Below are 14,919 nucleotides of genomic sequence, written 5' to 3'. Positions count from 1 at the left end.
TCAACGCCTCACGGCGCGCTGACCATCGTGGATAAATGGCGCGCCGTCACTGGCCACGCAAGAGATGGGGTGCGTCACCCCATCTCGGCGATGCGCCGCGCATAGAGCCGGCGCAGCGGTTCGAGTTGCGTGGCTGCCGTTGCGGCGAGATAGGCCTGCCGCGCTTCATCCTTGCGGCCGAGGCGGCGCAGCAGGTCGGCGCGCACCGCGGGCAGCTGGTCATATCCCTTCAAAGTGCCGCGCGCATCCAGCGCGTCGATCAGGTCGAGCGCGCGCGCCGGACCATCGACCATCGACACCGCGGCGGCGTGATTGAGCTCGATCACCGGCGACGGGCTGATGCGCAGCAGCACCTCGTAAAGACCGGCGATCTGCGGCCAGTCGGTGTCCTTGTAACTCGGCGCCCGCGCGTGCAGCGCGGCGATCGCCGCCTGCACGGCGTAGGACTGCGGCCGGCCCGGCATCCGCAGCGCCTCCTCGACCAGTTCGAGGCCTTCGGCGATCTGCTGGAAATCCCACAGCGAACGGTCCTGCTCCTCGAGCAGCACGATATCGCCGCCGGCGGTCTGGCGGCCGGCGCGGCGCGCATCATGCAGCAGCATCAGCGCCAACAGCCCCTTGATCTCGCCGCGCGCCGGTATCAGCGCATCGATCAGCCGCGCCAGCCGGATCGCCTCGCGGGCAAGATCGGGCCGCATCAGATCCTCGCCGGCGGTCGCCGCATAACCTTCGGTGAAGACGAGGTAGATCACCGCGAGCACGCCGGTGAGGCGCGGCTCCAGCGCCTCACGCTCCGGCACCTCATAGGGAATGCCGGCGAGTTTTATCTTTTGCTTGGCGCGCAAGAGGCGCTGCGCCATGGCGTCCTCGCTCACCAGGAAGGCGCGCGCGACCTGCACCGTCGTCAGCCCGCACACCGTGCGCAAGGTCAGCGCGACCTGGACCTCCGCCGCAAACGACGGATGGCAGCAGGTGAAGATCAGCCGCAGCATGTCGTCGTCGAGCGTTGCATCGGCCGGCTCGGGCGAGGACTCTGCATCGAGCAGGATCTGATGCGTCAGTTCCTGCTGCTTGCCGCGAAACGTCGCCGCGCGGCGAACGCGGTCGATCGCCTTGTTGCGGCCGACATTGACCAGCCAGGCACGCGGATTGGAGGGGAATTCGCCGATCGGCCAGCGCTGCAGCGCCACGGCAAAAGCATCCTGAAGCGCATCCTCGGCCAGGTCGAAATCGCCGACGAGACGGATCAGCGTTGCGAGCGCCCGGCCCGCCTCGTCGCGAAACACTTTTTCGATCTGGCTGGGGGTCATGGTCTCACCGTCATTCCGGGGCGATGCGAAGCATCGAACCCGGAATCTCGAGGTTCCGGGTTCGCGCTTCGCGCGCCCCGGAACGACGAAACCATCACTTGTCGTAGATCATCACCGGCCTGACTTCGATCGAGCCGGTCTTGGCGCCGGGAATCCGCGCCGCGAGGCCGAGCGCCGTGTCGAGATCCTTGGCATCGACCAGATAATAGCCGCCGAGTTGTTCGCGGGTTTCCGCAAACGGCCCGTCGGTTGTCAGCGTCTTGCCGTCGCGCACCCGAACGGTGGTCGCGGTCGACACCGGCTGCAGCCCGTCACCCGCCTTGAAGTGTCCGCTCTGGATGATGGACTGGGTGTAGACGCCATATTCCGCCGACAGGGCCTTGCGGTCGTCGGCATTCATGCGGCCATATTCCGCGTCGCTCCGGTAGATCAGCAACAGATATTGCATCTTGAGAACTCCTCTTGATCGGCTGGATCGCCGACACCCAGTCGAACGGGCGACACGCAGGACGACATCGTCAGGATAAATTATTTTGGCCGCCCGGCGTGAATGTCTCACCGGCCCGGCGGGCCGCAGAGCCAGCTTATATCGGATAATCCGATAGTAATCGCCAATATTATTCGTTTGTTAAATTCATGGCAGCGCGTAGCCTTCGGATGCCCGGAGGACTTCGCCATGACACCACTGCCGCAGACAGCCACACGCCTTTCCCGGCTCCTGCTGTCGATGCTGTACCGAATCCTGCGCAGCCGGATCGTGGCGAAACCGCGCCACCACGCCAGTCAGGTCGCCTCGAACATCGCCGCGGGCGGCAATCCGCTCGGCGTGTGAGCAGGCAATGCAACGGGGCATCACGCGCCTGAAGGCGTTGCGTCAGCTGATCGCCGACGAAGGGCTGACCATCGCGATCCTTGCGGCGGTCGCCGCAGCGACGGTGATCGCATTTGGTTTCGGTGCGGAAGCCGACATCGTGGCCTCGATGCTGGTCATCGGCCTTGTGACCGCGCTGGCGGAGACCCGCCTGCGATCGGGAAAGTAGCTCCAGCGGCCGTGATCGGCTCCGGAGGGGATGACCGAGAACCTGGCATTTGCTTGTAGCCTTATCCGCGTCACTGCGAGCGAAGCGAAGCTATCCATCTGTCGCATGTGCGGAGCGATGGATTGCTTCGTCGCTTCAGCGCAAAATTGCTTCGCAATTTTGTCGCGAGCTCCTCGCAATGACGGCATGGCTTCCCAGCCTTTACGACGATGTCCCGGCCTGCTGCGCGGCGCGGCGCCGCAACTCCTTGAGCTCCTCGAAACGCTTGGTCACGTCACGCATCACGGCGACGGTGCCGGCGACCTTGTGCGCCGCATCGTGCAGCATCACGATGGTGAATTCGACGGAGATGCGCGTCCCGTGCCTGGTCAGCGCCGGCACCGACAGCAGATCGCCCTGACCGTAGCGGCTCGTCCCGGTCGCCATCGTGTGCCGGAAGCCGGCCCAGTGACGCACGCGCAGATTCTCCGGAATGATCAAATCGAGCGATTGTCCGATCGCCTCCTCGGCGCTGAAGCCGAACATCCTGACCGCGCCGGGATTCCACAAGGTGATACGGCCTTCGACATCGGTCGCAACGATCGCGTCGGAGGCTCCCTTGAGCAACGCGTCTCCCACTTCTGCCGCAATATCCATCGTTTGACCTCCTGCTGATCCCGATCCTGCTGTGAACGCGGACGTTTGCGCTGACAAGCGAAGAAAGCCGATGGAATCGATCGGAGATGCCGATAGAAATCGCGGTCAGCGCCGCCGCCGCGCGGCAGGCCTGGCCCGCGGCAGGTCCGCGCTCGCATTAACCTGCGACGCGGCAAGCCGATGCATGGTCTCGACCGCGCGCGCCAGATGATCGTCCTGGCTGTCAGCCGGATAGGCGACATAGGCGGGCATCGCAAAGCCAGGTGCGCCGGCGACGGCGTGCAGCCGCCGCGCCTTCAGGAGCGGCTCCACGATACGACGCGCGAAGAAGCCAGAGCCGCCATTCTCCAAAAGATGCTGCAATCCGAGCCAGCCGATATTCACCGTCAGCGCGGGGCCGGCGAAATTCGGAAACAGCGTGGCGTGACGCGCGTAGAATTCGGGGCCCCAATCGACATAGACATAGCCCGGTCCCGGCTCCGGTGCGCTTTTCGGATCGGTCGACACCAGGATGAGCTGCTCCTCGAACAACTGCTCGACCTTGAGGCCGGGGCGGCTCTGCGGCGTGTACATCACGCCGATGTCGATGCGTCCCTCGACCAGCCCCTGCATCAGCTCGGGCTCGAGCGCGCTCTCGGCGCGGATCGAGATGTCGGGATGCGCCCGCGTCATCAGCGGCAGCCAGCGCAGCAGATACTCTTCCCAAAGTCCGATGCGGCCGCCGACCACCAGCGTCGCGGAAAATCCCTTGGGGATTCCGACATCATGGCGCGCCTGCTCGACGGTGCGGACCAGCACCGAGGCGTGGCGCTGAAACTGGCGGCCGGCCGGCGTCAACGTGGTGCCGGCCTTGTTGCGCACGAACAGCACGCAGCCGAGCTGCTGCTCGAGCGTGTGGATGCGGGTGCTAACGGTCGACTGGCTGACATGCAGCCGCTCCGCCGCGGTGATGAAGTTGCCGGCGCTCACCACCGTCAGGAACGTCCGGGCCAGTTCGGTATCCATGGCGCCTCGACCTTTGGATCGATCAAATCGATATCAAAGGCCTCTCCTCTGCGAATGTCAAAATCGAGAGCCAGCCGCGCGCCAGGCCAAGGTTAACCATCGCAATCGCTTGACGCGGGCGGCCAAAGCCCGCATGCGTAACCCGTCAGTCGGCCGGACGGCCGCTCCCGCAAGCGCCGAAAGGCCGCGGGGGAGGAAAGTCCGGGCTCCATCGACATGCGGTGCCGGATAACATCCGGCGGGGGCGACCCCAGGGAAAGTGCCACAGAGAACGAACCGCTCCCTCTTCGGAGGAAGTAAGGGTGAAAAGGTGCGGTAAGAGCGCACCGCGTTTCCGGCAACGGAGACGGCATGGCAAACCACACCGGGAGCAAAACCGAATAGGGACGGCAACGCGGTTAGTTCGCGCACGCGCGATAACACCGCAGGGCGATGTCAGGCCCGCTGTCCGGGTAGGTTGCCCGAGGCAAGGTGCGAACCTTGTCCCAGAGGAATGGCCGTCGCGCATCATTCGCAAGAATGGTGCCCTACAGAACCCGGCTTACAGGCCGGCTGATATCTTGGAGTATGAGGGGCTCGGCGCGACACGCCGGGCCCCTCGCCATTTTCAGATCAGCATCGTTCCAGCTACGCGCGCCGGCGGGAAGTAGAGCCAACCCATCGTCTTGCGTCAGAACGACCCGAATGCGGTGCCGATCGCAATCACCGCTGCGAGAGCAATGACAGAACTCACAATGCCGACCATGACAATGTCGAGATAGCTATCGCGATGCTTGAGCCCACAGATCGCAAGCAGGCTAACGACAGCGCCGTTGTGAGGTAGAATGTCCAGCGTTCCCGAACCGATCACCGCGACGCGATGCAACAGGCCGGGGTCAATACCCGCCTCCGCGGCAAGATCCATATAGGTCCGTCCCAGCGCATCGAGCGCGATCGTCAAGCCGCCGGAAGCCGACCCCGTCAGCGCGGCAAGGATGTTCGTCGCGACCGCGAGCGACACCAATGGACCGCCTTCAATTCGCAACACCCAGTCCCGCACCACGCCGAAAGCGGGAAGCGAGGCGATAACGGCGCCGAATCCGACAAGGCTTGCGACGCTCAGCGCCGGCAGGACCGACGCGTTGGCACCGGCATCCATGGTTCGTCGCAATGCGGGCAGCCGCGTCCAGTTGCAGAGGATGACCGTCACGATCGCTCCCGCCAACGCCACGACCACCGACCAGACGCCGGCCACGGCAGCCAGCGATGTATTTCCCCACCGCTGTTCGGCCAGGAACGAGAAATCAAGCCGAGGCAGCACAACCAGCGACATCACCAGATTGACGGCGACGACGACGATCAGGGGAAGCAAGGCGTTGAAAATCGGGACGGCGGCATCGCTGTGATATCCGTGGCGGAGCTCCGCCGGGTCGAATTCCCGCGCCGTCGTAGCCCGCTCGCGCAACAGCTCATCGTCGGCTGCATCCGCCGGCACCGGCGGCTCGTCGCCATATCCCTCTTTTGCGCGATGCGCTGCCTTCTCCGCGCGAAGAAGCCACCACAGCCCGACGCTCAGCATGATGATCGAGGCGACAACGCCGAGGCCCGGTGCGGCAAAGGGGGTCGTGCCGAAGAAAGGCATCGGTATCGCATTCTGTATCGACGGCGTGCCCGGCAGCGCCGACATGGTGAAGGTCGAAGTCCCGAGAATGACCGCCGCCGGTACCAGACGACGTGGAATCCCCGCCGTGCGAAACAGCGACTGCGCCATCGGAACGATGACAAAGAAGGCGACGAACAGGCTGACGCCGCCGTAGGTAACCAGTGCGCCCGCGAGCACGACCGCGAGGATGATCCGGCGTTCGCCCATGCACCGGGAGATGAAGCCCGCGACCGCAGCGACCGCGCCGCTGTCATCCATGAGCTTTCCGAACACGGCGCCAAGCAGAAAAATAGGGAAGAACTGCGCGAGAAACTCCGACGCACTACCCATGAAGGTCTGCGTCCAGTTGGCAAGCAGCGGCTCGCCACCGAAAGCTGCGGCCACCAGCGCACAGAGCGGTGCGAGCAGCAGCACGCTCCAACCGCGGAAAGCGAGACAGACCAGCAGTCCAAGCCCGACGAGAATGCCGAGAAGACCCATCGTCTCAGCACTCCGCCAGCAGAATATCGAGATCTGCGGTCGAACGCTCACCGAGATCGGCGCCATGGGCGTCGAGGAATTCGCCGGCGGCTCGCCGCCCTTCCTCGTGCAGCTTGGCCACGAACGCCCATTCGGCATTAAGCTTGGATGACGAACCGAACGTCGCGAGCATGTCGCTCTTGATCCGGTGCGTCTTCATCTGCGCCCAGCGGGCGCCTTCCCCAGTACCGGGGTCGGCGACCTGGCGAAGCAACGCGATCATCCGCAGCTCCTTTGCCAGCGGCGAGTTGAACGAGATCTCGTTAAGCCGGTTGAGAATGTCAGCGGCCGTGCGCGGCTGCTCCGGACGCTCGGTCGGGTTGATCTGGACGACGACGGTGTCGCGCGCGTCGGTCTCGCGAACGAGCGGCGTAATCGTGGGATTACCCGCGTAGCCGCCGTCCCAATAGGGCTCGCCATCGATCTCGATCGCACGAAACATCGTTGGCAGGCAGGCCGACGCAAGCAGGACATCCGTGGTAATCTCCGCGTTGCGAAAAATCCGTCCGCGGCCCGTACGCACGCGCGTGGCGGTGATGAAGAGCTTGATCGGCGCGCGTGCAAGACGCTCGAAATCGATACTGTCGTTCAATATGTCGCGTAGCGGATTGAAGCCGAGCGGATTGAGGTCGTAGGGTGAAAGCATCCGCGACATCAAATCGGTGAAGAGATAGGCCGGGGAGCTGTCAAGCGACCAGCGTCCCATCAGGCGGTCGAGCGGCGAGCGTTGCAACGGACTGAATGCGGCGGCGCGCGAGACGCTTCGCCAATATTTTTCAAGCGCTTCGCGCGCGCCGGCAGCGCCGCCCGCGGTCCAACCATCCGCCAGCACGGCTGCATTCATCGCTCCGGCCGATGTCCCGGATATGCCCGCAATCTGAAACCATGGTTCTTCGAGAAGCCGATCCAGGACACCCCACGTGAACGCACCGTGCGATCCCCCGCCTTGAAGCGCCAGGTCTACGAGCACGGGGCTGCGGTTCATGAATCCATGCTCACCAGCACGCGAGATACTGATTATGTCGCAGTTTAGCCGAACATGCGAGACAAAGTTGCGGTCGCTGCGCAATTCCGACGGCGAACTTCGAACGATATTATCTCAACTCGAAGCGAAGCGAACCGATCGCTTCAGTGCCGCCACAGGCCACGTTTCTTAAAAGGCGACATGCATGGGGTCGCGGGCGTAGAGTGTGTCCCTCGCGGAGGATCGCAGATGGACCTTCAGAAGATCATGGCGAAGGCAAGAGACATCGCCAGCAGCACCGGCACGATCACGACCGAGCAACTGAACGGGATGTGCCCCAACAATATGGAGCCCGAAGATATCGCGGCTCTGTTTGCGGCTCTGCGCACTGAGGGGATTCGTCTCAAGGACAACGACGCAGAAAAGTAGGGAGCCACTGTGCTTTGACGCTGTAGCGAGACAATCGATCACCGCGATCGAAGCGCTGGCCGAATTTGGATGGTGGCATCCGGCGGCATTGCAGCTATGATCCGCGAGAGCTGGACGTATCCTTCTGCCCCCCCGAGATTCAAGAAGATCAAAAGGAGGAATAGGAATGTCGGTCGCCTGCAAGTTCGAACGCAGCATCCTCAGCCATGAAGAATATGAGGAAATCCGCCTGACGCATCATCCCGCCATCTACGGCGTCGAGGTGAGCGAGCTCGAGGCCATGCGACCCCGCTTGCGCAAGATGCGCGACAAGGAGCGAACGGTGGGCCGACAGAAGCAGCGAGAGAGCCGCGGAAAGGCCGAGGCTCGCGGCACGAGCTTTCCAGGAACCGCCAAGCATGCGTCAGAGCGAAAACAGGTCTTCGCGGCAGCGCTGAAACGGGTCAACACGGAGCTGAGGCGTCAGCACAATCTGGCAGCCCGGACCGCACATGTCGAAGCAGCGCGAAAGGCCCTCGCGCTGCACCGGGCCGCGAACTTCACGACGCGTCCCCCGGCAGGAGGCACCGCGGGCGAAGGCATGGCGTCGAAGCCAAGCGAACGCCGACGAAAGATCATTGCAGGCGCAAAGATCGGACGCGTATCGCAGGCGACAAAGGTCGCTCAAGCCGTCCGCGACGCGCGCGGTGCATGATCCCGGGCAAACAAGCGGCTGATTGATTCCGGCGCGGCATCGGCATCCCGCGGCATACGTCAGCCGTCGCGGTTGCGCGCGGCCTGCCGTATGCCGAAGTGGACAGCGCGGGCGTGTCAGCGGCATTGGTCAATGCCGCTGACCTGGTCGGGATCGCTCCAATCCTCGCCCGCGCCTTCCGGCTTGATGTACATCAATGTCGCGACCGCCATCACAGGTGACGCTGCCCATATTTTTTATTTTGGGAGCGTCGCCATGCATTGCCCCAAAGCTGTGTCTGCTCTTACCCTTGGATTGCTCATCTCCACTTCGGCGCTAGCCCAGCAAGGTACCGGTGCACCCGGCTCGCCCAGCGCCACGACAGCAATCGACGGAAGGCAGCTTCCGCCACCCGATCCCAAGTTCGGCGGCATCATCAAGGACGGCGCCCTGCAGTCGAAGCCGTGGTGGCCGTCGCGCGTCGTCCCGCCCAAGGACGCACCGAACGTGCTCCTGATCATCACGGACGACGCCGGCTTCGGCGTGCCGAGCACCTTTGGCGGCGTCATCCCGACGCCGGCGATGGACCGCATCGCCAATGACGGCCTGCGCTACAACCGCGTCTTCTCCACCGCGCTTTGCTCACCGACCCGCGCCGCGCTGATCACCGGGCGCAATCACCATTCGGCTGGCTTCGGCGTGGTCTCCGAGCAGTCGACCGGCTTCCCGGGCTACAACAGCATTATCGGCAAGGATAAAGCCACAATCGGTCGGATCCTGCTCGACAACGGCTACGGCACTTCGTGGTTCGGCAAGGAGCACAACACGCCAGCCTTTGCCGCGAGCCAGGTCGGGCCGTTCGACCAATGGCCGGTCGGTATGGGCTTCGAGTATTTCTATGGCTTCGTCGGCGGCGACGCCAACCAGTGGGAGCCCAACCTCTTCCGCAACACGACGCAGATTTATCCGTTCCAGGGCAAGCCGCCCGGCACCTGGAACCTGGTCACCGCGATGGCCGACGACGCCATCGACTGGATGACGCGGATGCACCAGACCGACCCGTCGAAACCGCTCTTCATCAAATACGCGCCCGGCGCCACCCACGCGCCGCACCATCCGACCAAGGAGTGGGTGGACAAGATCAGCGCGATGCACCTGTTCGACGACGGCTACGAGAAGGTGCGCGAGCGCATTCTCGAGAACCAGAAGCGTCTTAGCGTGGTCCCGAAGGACACCAAGCTGGCGCCTTGGCCCAAGGACTTGCTCAAGCCATGGGACCAGTTGAGCGCCGAGGAGAAGAAGCTCTTCATCCGCCAGGTCGAGGTCTTTGCTGCCTACGCCGCCTATAGCGACCACGAAATCGGCCGCGTGATCCGGCACTTCCAGGATCTTGGCCGGCTCGACAACACGCTGGTCATCTACATCAACGGCGACAACGGCACCAGCGCCGAGGGCGGACCGCTCGGCACGCCAAACGAGGTTGCGTTCTTCAACGGTCTCAACGAACTGCCTGTTGACGTGCAGATGAAGTACTACGACGTGTGGGGTACAGAGCGGACGTACAACCACATGTCGGCCGGCTGGTCGTGGGCCTTCGACACGCCCTTCGACTGGTTCAAGCAGAACGCCTCCCGGCTCGGCGGCATCAACCAGAACATGGTGGTGTCATGGCCGGCGCGCATCAAGGACAAGGGCGCGCTGCGCGAGCAGTTCGTCCATGTGATCGACGTGGTGCCGACCATCCTCGAGGCGGCCGGCATCCGTGCGCCCGAGGTCGTCGATGGCATCAAGCAGGCGCCGATCGAGGGCACGAGCTTCGCCTACACGTTCGACGCGGCGAACGCGAAGATCGCGTCGCGGCACAAGATGCAGTACTTCGAGATGATGGGGCAATGGGCGCTCTATGACGACGGCTGGATGCTCTCCACCAAGGTCAACCGCGCGCCCTGGCAGGCGTTCGGTCCGGCAAACCCGGATCCACTCAACAACCAGGCCTTCCAGCTCTACAACCTGACCAAGGACTTCAGCCAAGTTGACGACATCGCGACGCAGAACCCGCAAAAGGTCAAGGCGATGCGGCAAAAGTTCATTGCGGAAGCCAGGAAGTATCAGGTCTTCCCGATGGACGCTTCGGTCGCCGCCCGCATGATCGCGCCGCGGCCGAACATCACTGCCGGCCGCAAGGAGTTCGTGTACACGCGGCCGATGACGGGACTGCCGCAGGGCGATTCGCCGGTGCTGCTCAATACGTCCTATACCATCAGTGCGGACATCGATGTGCCGCAGGGCGGCGCCGAGGGCATGATCCTGACCTCGGGAGGTCGGTTCGCCGGCTATGGCTTCTACCTGCTGCAGGGCAGGCCGGTCTTCCTGTGGAACATGGTCGACCTTGAACGCATCAAGTGGGAAGGGTCGGATGCGCTGTCGCCGGGCCGCCATACGGTCGAGTTCGATTTCAAGTACGAAGGTATCGGCGTCCAGACGCTTGAGTACAACAACTTCAGCGGTCTCGGGCAACCCGGCACCGGCACGCTGAAGGTCGACGGCAAGGAGGTCGCCACGAAGAAGATGTCGAAGACGCTGCCGATGATCCTCCAGTGGGACGAGAGCTTCGACATCGGCTCCGACACGCTCACGGGCGTGAACGATGCAGACTACAAGCCTCCATTCCCGTTGACGGCCAAGCTCAACAAACTCACGATCAAGGTCGACCGGCCGCAGCTCACGCCCGCGGACATCAAGAAACTGCAGGCGGCGATGCAGGAAAAGGCCAGCGCCGACTGATCGCAGGGCATGAATGCGTGCGGGCCGCGCCACCTGGCGGAGAGCCCGCACCTGCGGTCCATCACGCGGCTGCGTTTTCGAGAGCAATGCGCCGCGGAGCTCGGGATGCCGGGTGCGATGTTTGGCATCGCCCCGACTAGGCGGCAATCTCCATGAGCATCGCCATCAGCGCCTCCGGCGCGGTGACGTTCGGGGAGTGGCTGGCGTCGATCTCGAAATAGCGCCAGCCGGCTTCGTTCCTGATGCGCCGGGCGAACTGGCCGAACGTGTCGGCCTGCGTCGTGCGGGTGGCGTAGATGTAGCTGCGCGGCAGGCTCGTCTCGCCGTGCTTCAACCGCAATTTCTGCTCGAAGCATTTGATCGGCATGTCGACGCGCCGCGCGCTCAGCCATGCGACGTCGGCGGGCGACGTGTCCGGCGGCACCGGCATCGGCGGAATACGCCAGCCGTCGCCATCGCTCGCGAACTCACGCATGGTCTCGATGGCCGATTCGTTGAGATCGAACAGCGACTGGCCGTCGCGCGGCACGAAGGCGTCGATATAGATCATCTGCGCGATGCGCTCGCGCACCCGGTCGGCAACGCCGGTCGCGACCATGCCGCCATAGGAGTGGCCGATCAGCACGATGTCGTGCAGGTCCTCGTAACTGATGACGCTGAGCACATCCTGGATATGCGCCTCGAGGTCGAGTCCTTGATGCGCAAGGTGCGCGCGCTCGCCAAGCCCGGTGTAGCTCGGCGTGACCAGCCGATGCCCGGCGGCCTGCATCAGGGGATGCATCTTCTTCCATGCCCAACCTGCCGACCAGGCGCCGTGACAGACCAGAAAGGTTTTTTGTGAGTTCGCAGGCATGCTCGCAGTCATTGGGGATGCTTCCATTCCGATTATCGTTGATGAGCGGCGATTTTGAAGTGTACCCACGATGCACGTTGTGTAAACGTGCAGTCGCTCCCCTCCCTTTGTCATTCCGGGATGGTCCGCAGGACCAGACCCGGAATCTCGAGATTCCGGGTTCGATGCTGCGCATCGCCCCGGAATGACGATTGAAAGGCCTCGATGACCCCGGCAAGCTATGCGATCCTGTTCTTCGGCGCGCTTGCCGGCGGTTTCGTCTCCGGCCTTGCCGGCTTCGGCACCGCGCTGATGGCGCTCGGCATCTGGCTCTATGTGCTGCCGCCGACACTCGCGGTGCCGCTCGTGCTGGTCTGCTCGGTCATCGCGCAGCTCTCGACCTTGCCGTCGATCTGGAAGAGCATCGATTTCCGCCTGGTCTGGCCGTTCGTCATCGCAGGCCTCGCGGGCGTGCCGATCGGCATCCTGCTGATCGCGCGGGCCGACCCCGAGGTCTTCAAGCTGACGATCGGCGTCTTCCTGCTGGTGTTTCCGACCGCGTTGTTCCTGCAGCGCAAGCCGATGTCGATCGCCTTCGGCGGCAAATGGGCCGATGGCGCGATCGGATTTGCCGGCGGCATCCTCGGCGGCCTCGCCGGACTGTCCGGCCCGCTGCCGATCCTGTGGGCCAGCGTGCGCGGCTGGGGCAAGCAGCAGCGCCGCGGCGTGTTCCAGATCTTCAACTTCACGATCCTGGCGGCCGCGCTGTGCGTGCAGATCGCAAGCGGCCTGGTGAAGCCCGAGCTGATCTGGCTGGTGGCGTGCGCGTTTCCGGGGACGCTGCTCGGCGCCTGGCTCGGCGCGCGGCTCTATCACGCGCTCAGCGACCGCAATTTCTCCGACGTCGTGCTGCTGCTGCTGTTCCTGTCCGGCGTCGCGCTGGTGTGGAACGGGCTGGCGCCGAAATAATGCATTCGCGCGTGGCTGAAGGACAAATGTCCATCAGCCACGCGCCATCGCTCACTCAGCCGCGGCCTGGCCGAACTCGGTCGCCTGACGCTCGAACAGGCCGCGATAGATGCCGCCGGGACGCGCGGCCAGCACCTCATGCGTGCCCTGCTCGACGATCTCGCCGCGGTCGAACACCAGGATGCGATCCATGCTGCGCACGGTCGACAGCCGGTGCGCGATCACGATCGAGGTGCGGCCCTTCATCAGCCGTTCCATCGCCTGCTGGATCAGCGCCTCGGATTCCGAATCGAGGCTCGAGGTCGCCTCGTCCAGGATCAGGATCGGCGCATCGGCCAGGAAGGCGCGCGCCAGCGCCACGCGCTGCCGCTCGCCGCCCGACAGCTTGACGCCGCGCTCGCCCACCAGCGTGCCGTAACCCTTCGGCAGCCGCATGATGAAGTCGTGCGCATTGGCAAGCCGCGCCGCCTGTTCGATCGCCTCCATGCCGGCGCCCGGCCGGCCATAGGCGATGTTCTCCGCCAGCGTGCGGTGGAACAGGATCGGCTCCTGCTGCACGATCGCGATCTGGCTGCGCAGCGATTGCTGCGTCGCCCTGGCGATGTCCTGACCGTCGATCAGGATCCGGCCAGCGGAGACGTCGTAGAGCCGCTGCACCAGCTTGACGAAGGTCGTCTTGCCGGAGCCGGAACGCCCGACCAGGCCGACCCGCTCGCCGGCATCGATGTCAACCGACAACCCGTCATAGAGCGGCCGGCGATGGCCGCCATAGTGGAACGTGACGTCGTCGAACACGATGCGGCCGCCCTGGATGTCGATCGTCCCAGCATCATCCGCATCGACAATGCCGAGCGGCTCGCCATGGATCTGCACCAGTTCCTCCATGTCGTTCACCGAACGCTGCAGGTTGTTGATGTGCATGCCGACATCGCGCAGATAGGCGTGGATGATGTAGTAGCTGGTCAGCACATAGGTGACGTCGCCCGGCGTGGCGCGGCCCTGCGCCCACAGCAGGATCGCACCGCCGATCACCGAGGCGCGGAAGCACAGCAGCACCACGAGCTGCGCCGTCGAGGTGTGATTGTAGCGGAACCAGGTCCGCCGCACCCGTCGGCGCCAGCGGCTGATGACGCCGTCGAGCCGCATGTCCTCGCGCGTCTCCGCGCCGAACGACTTCACCACCGCGTTGCAGGTCAAGGCGTCGGCCAGCGTGCCGCCGACCTTGGTGTCCCACGCATTGGAAACGCGCGCGGCAGGCGCCACGTAGCGCACCTGGAACATCATGGTCATCGCGACATAGATCACCGAGCCGACCGCGATCACCGCGCCGAGCTGCGGCCAATGCACGCCGAGCAGGATCATCGAGCCGACCAGCACCACGACCGACGGCAGCAGCGCCATCAGGATGGTGTCGTTCAGCAAATCGAGCGCCCACATGCCGCGCGTGATCTTGCGCACGGTGGAGCCGGCGAACGAATTGGCGTGCCAGTCGGTCGAGAAGCGCTGCACCCGCATGAAGGCCTGCTGCCCGACATCGGACATCGTCTTCAGCGTGAACGGCACGATGGTCTGGATGCCGACCAGTCGCAGCACCAGCGACAGCGCGCCGAGGCCGACGATGGCGCCGAACGCCAGCATCGCCGCATGGCGCGCGGCCGCATCGGTCGCGCCCGCGGTCAGCGCGTCGACCAGATGGCCGGAAAACACCGGCATGAACAGGTCGGCCGCCGTTGCGCCGAGGAATCCCGCCGTCACCGCGGAGGCACGCAGCGGCTGTTCCAGCCAATGGCGGAAGACAAAGGGAAGCACGATCCGGATTGCGGCCGGCCGCTTGGTCGTCAGAGAGGTCATGGCACATTCCGGCCACGCTTTTGCAGCGCGTGCCGGCTCCATCTGAGGCGACGTGCGGGCGGAATCCGACCGCGAGCGCCGCTGGAAATTGTCGATAGCGTGTTGGGAAGTTTTGCTGATCGGGGATCAGGCCCGATCAGCGCCGGGAGCTAACGCGTAAAGGCGTCCAGCACCGTCGAACGCGGGCGCGCGATCTGCGAAATAAGCGACTTCATGCGCATCTCCCCGGTTCGAGTAAGGAAGCGCTGCTTATAAATGCATCACG

Annotated in this window: 14 protein-coding genes and 1 other RNA gene; 7 read left to right on the top strand and 8 right to left on the bottom strand. The window is 64.3% G+C overall.

Annotation, left to right across the window (positions count from 1 at the left end; translation table 11 throughout):
• Nucleotides 1-74: 74 nt before the first annotated feature.
• Together J2R78_RS27415 and J2R78_RS27410 are read right to left on the bottom strand one after the other, a co-directional pair.
• On the bottom strand, nucleotides 75-1,310 hold the full coding sequence (locus tag J2R78_RS27415) for an RNA polymerase sigma factor (RefSeq protein ID WP_225162868.1): 1,236 nt from the start codon (nucleotides 1,308-1,310) through the stop codon (nucleotides 75-77).
• Nucleotides 1,311-1,404: 94 nt separating this feature from the next.
• Nucleotides 1,405-1,758: a YciI family protein gene (locus J2R78_RS27410; protein ID WP_057014988.1), complete on the bottom strand. Its 354-nt coding sequence runs from the start codon at nucleotides 1,756-1,758 to the stop codon at nucleotides 1,405-1,407.
• A 228-nt stretch (nucleotides 1,759-1,986) separates the two neighbouring features.
• Here J2R78_RS27410 and J2R78_RS27405 point away from each other — a divergent pair, with 228 nt between their 5' ends.
• Together J2R78_RS27405 and J2R78_RS27400 are read left to right on the top strand one after the other, a co-directional pair.
• Nucleotides 1,987-2,142, top strand: a complete 156-nt coding sequence (locus tag J2R78_RS27405; protein WP_176937094.1) for a hypothetical protein — start codon at nucleotides 1,987-1,989, stop codon at nucleotides 2,140-2,142.
• A gap of 7 nt (nucleotides 2,143-2,149) precedes the next feature.
• Nucleotides 2,150-2,350, top strand: a complete 201-nt coding sequence (locus tag J2R78_RS27400; protein WP_057014987.1) for a hypothetical protein — start codon at nucleotides 2,150-2,152, stop codon at nucleotides 2,348-2,350.
• A 201-nt stretch (nucleotides 2,351-2,551) separates the two neighbouring features.
• On the opposite strand, the gene J2R78_RS27395 is transcribed toward J2R78_RS27400, so the two are convergent.
• Together J2R78_RS27395 and J2R78_RS27390 are read right to left on the bottom strand one after the other, a co-directional pair.
• Nucleotides 2,552-2,986: a PAS domain S-box protein gene (locus J2R78_RS27395; RefSeq protein ID WP_253607547.1), complete on the bottom strand. Its 435-nt coding sequence runs from the start codon at nucleotides 2,984-2,986 to the stop codon at nucleotides 2,552-2,554.
• 105 nt (nucleotides 2,987-3,091) lie between these two features.
• Nucleotides 3,092-3,991, bottom strand: a complete 900-nt coding sequence (locus J2R78_RS27390) for a LysR family transcriptional regulator (protein ID WP_168859073.1) — start codon at nucleotides 3,989-3,991, stop codon at nucleotides 3,092-3,094.
• A 145-nt stretch (nucleotides 3,992-4,136) separates the two neighbouring features.
• On the opposite strand from J2R78_RS27390, the gene rnpB reads away from it, so the two are divergent.
• Nucleotides 4,137-4,551: RNase P RNA component class A (gene rnpB, locus J2R78_RS27385), an RNA gene on the top strand.
• A gap of 110 nt (nucleotides 4,552-4,661) precedes the next feature.
• Here rnpB and J2R78_RS27380 read toward each other — a convergent pair.
• Nucleotides 4,662-6,113 (bottom strand): GntP family permease, encoded by a 1,452-nt coding sequence (locus J2R78_RS27380; protein WP_253607546.1) that lies wholly within the window; start codon nucleotides 6,111-6,113, stop codon nucleotides 4,662-4,664.
• Between the two features lie 4 nt (nucleotides 6,114-6,117).
• Nucleotides 6,118-7,137: a patatin-like phospholipase family protein gene (locus tag J2R78_RS27375; RefSeq protein WP_253607545.1), complete on the bottom strand. Its 1,020-nt coding sequence runs from the start codon at nucleotides 7,135-7,137 to the stop codon at nucleotides 6,118-6,120.
• Between the two features lie 228 nt (nucleotides 7,138-7,365).
• Here J2R78_RS27375 and J2R78_RS27370 point away from each other — a divergent pair, with 228 nt between their 5' ends.
• The 3 genes from J2R78_RS27370 (at nucleotide 7,366) to J2R78_RS27360 (ending at nucleotide 11,002) form a co-directional block, all read left to right on the top strand.
• Nucleotides 7,366-7,545 carry a hypothetical protein gene (locus J2R78_RS27370; protein ID WP_076824115.1) on the top strand — a complete coding sequence of 60 codons (180 nt, stop codon included), beginning with the start codon at nucleotides 7,366-7,368 and terminating at the stop codon, nucleotides 7,543-7,545.
• Between the two features lie 166 nt (nucleotides 7,546-7,711).
• On the top strand, nucleotides 7,712-8,239 hold the full coding sequence (locus tag J2R78_RS27365; RefSeq protein ID WP_229191802.1) for a hypothetical protein: 528 nt from the start codon (nucleotides 7,712-7,714) through the stop codon (nucleotides 8,237-8,239).
• Nucleotides 8,240-8,494: 255 nt separating this feature from the next.
• On the top strand, nucleotides 8,495-11,002 hold the full coding sequence (locus J2R78_RS27360; protein WP_253607544.1) for an arylsulfatase: 2,508 nt from the start codon (nucleotides 8,495-8,497) through the stop codon (nucleotides 11,000-11,002).
• A 136-nt stretch (nucleotides 11,003-11,138) separates the two neighbouring features.
• On the opposite strand, the gene J2R78_RS27355 is transcribed toward J2R78_RS27360, so the two are convergent.
• Nucleotides 11,139-11,855, bottom strand: coding sequence for an alpha/beta fold hydrolase (locus J2R78_RS27355; protein WP_253607543.1), 717 nt, complete (start codon nucleotides 11,853-11,855; stop codon nucleotides 11,139-11,141).
• 204 nt (nucleotides 11,856-12,059) lie between these two features.
• Between J2R78_RS27355 and J2R78_RS27350 the strand changes: the two genes are divergently transcribed.
• Nucleotides 12,060-12,803, top strand: coding sequence for a sulfite exporter TauE/SafE family protein (locus J2R78_RS27350; protein ID WP_018273026.1), 744 nt, complete (start codon nucleotides 12,060-12,062; stop codon nucleotides 12,801-12,803).
• Between the two features lie 51 nt (nucleotides 12,804-12,854).
• On the opposite strand, the gene J2R78_RS27345 is transcribed toward J2R78_RS27350, so the two are convergent.
• A complete protein-coding gene (locus J2R78_RS27345; protein ID WP_253607541.1) occupies nucleotides 12,855-14,654 on the bottom strand; it encodes an ABC transporter ATP-binding protein in 1,800 nt (599 codons plus the stop codon).
• Nucleotides 14,655-14,919: the final 265 nt, after the last annotated feature.

Source organism: Bradyrhizobium sp. USDA 4538, assembly GCF_024171045.1.
Classification (GTDB): domain Bacteria; phylum Pseudomonadota; class Alphaproteobacteria; order Rhizobiales; family Xanthobacteraceae; genus Bradyrhizobium; species Bradyrhizobium australafricanum.
This window is presented reverse-complemented; position numbering and strand designations above follow the sequence as displayed.

What these genes read in the sequence shown, in the direction of transcription:
- J2R78_RS27415 (WP_225162868.1), bottom strand. Translation starts at nt 1,310, where the DNA reads ATGACCCCCAGCCAGATCGAAAAAGTGTTTCGCGACGAGGCGGGCCGG.
- J2R78_RS27410 (WP_057014988.1), bottom strand. Translation starts at nt 1,758, where the DNA reads ATGCAATATCTGTTGCTGATCTACCGGAGCGACGCGGAATATGGCCGC.
- J2R78_RS27405 (WP_176937094.1), top strand. Translation starts at nt 1,987, where the DNA reads ATGACACCACTGCCGCAGACAGCCACACGCCTTTCCCGGCTCCTGCTG.
- J2R78_RS27400 (WP_057014987.1), top strand. Translation starts at nt 2,150, where the DNA reads ATGCAACGGGGCATCACGCGCCTGAAGGCGTTGCGTCAGCTGATCGCC.
- J2R78_RS27395 (WP_253607547.1), bottom strand. Translation starts at nt 2,986, where the DNA reads ATGGATATTGCGGCAGAAGTGGGAGACGCGTTGCTCAAGGGAGCCTCC.
- J2R78_RS27390 (WP_168859073.1), bottom strand. Translation starts at nt 3,991, where the DNA reads ATGGATACCGAACTGGCCCGGACGTTCCTGACGGTGGTGAGCGCCGGC.
- J2R78_RS27380 (WP_253607546.1), bottom strand. Translation starts at nt 6,113, where the DNA reads ATGGGTCTTCTCGGCATTCTCGTCGGGCTTGGACTGCTGGTCTGTCTC.
- J2R78_RS27375 (WP_253607545.1), bottom strand. Translation starts at nt 7,137, where the DNA reads ATGAACCGCAGCCCCGTGCTCGTAGACCTGGCGCTTCAAGGCGGGGGA.
- J2R78_RS27370 (WP_076824115.1), top strand. Translation starts at nt 7,366, where the DNA reads ATGGACCTTCAGAAGATCATGGCGAAGGCAAGAGACATCGCCAGCAGC.
- J2R78_RS27365 (WP_229191802.1), top strand. Translation starts at nt 7,712, where the DNA reads ATGTCGGTCGCCTGCAAGTTCGAACGCAGCATCCTCAGCCATGAAGAA.
- J2R78_RS27360 (WP_253607544.1), top strand. Translation starts at nt 8,495, where the DNA reads ATGCATTGCCCCAAAGCTGTGTCTGCTCTTACCCTTGGATTGCTCATC.
- J2R78_RS27355 (WP_253607543.1), bottom strand. Translation starts at nt 11,855, where the DNA reads ATGCCTGCGAACTCACAAAAAACCTTTCTGGTCTGTCACGGCGCCTGG.
- J2R78_RS27350 (WP_018273026.1), top strand. Translation starts at nt 12,060, where the DNA reads ATGACCCCGGCAAGCTATGCGATCCTGTTCTTCGGCGCGCTTGCCGGC.
- J2R78_RS27345 (WP_253607541.1), bottom strand. Translation starts at nt 14,654, where the DNA reads ATGACCTCTCTGACGACCAAGCGGCCGGCCGCAATCCGGATCGTGCTT.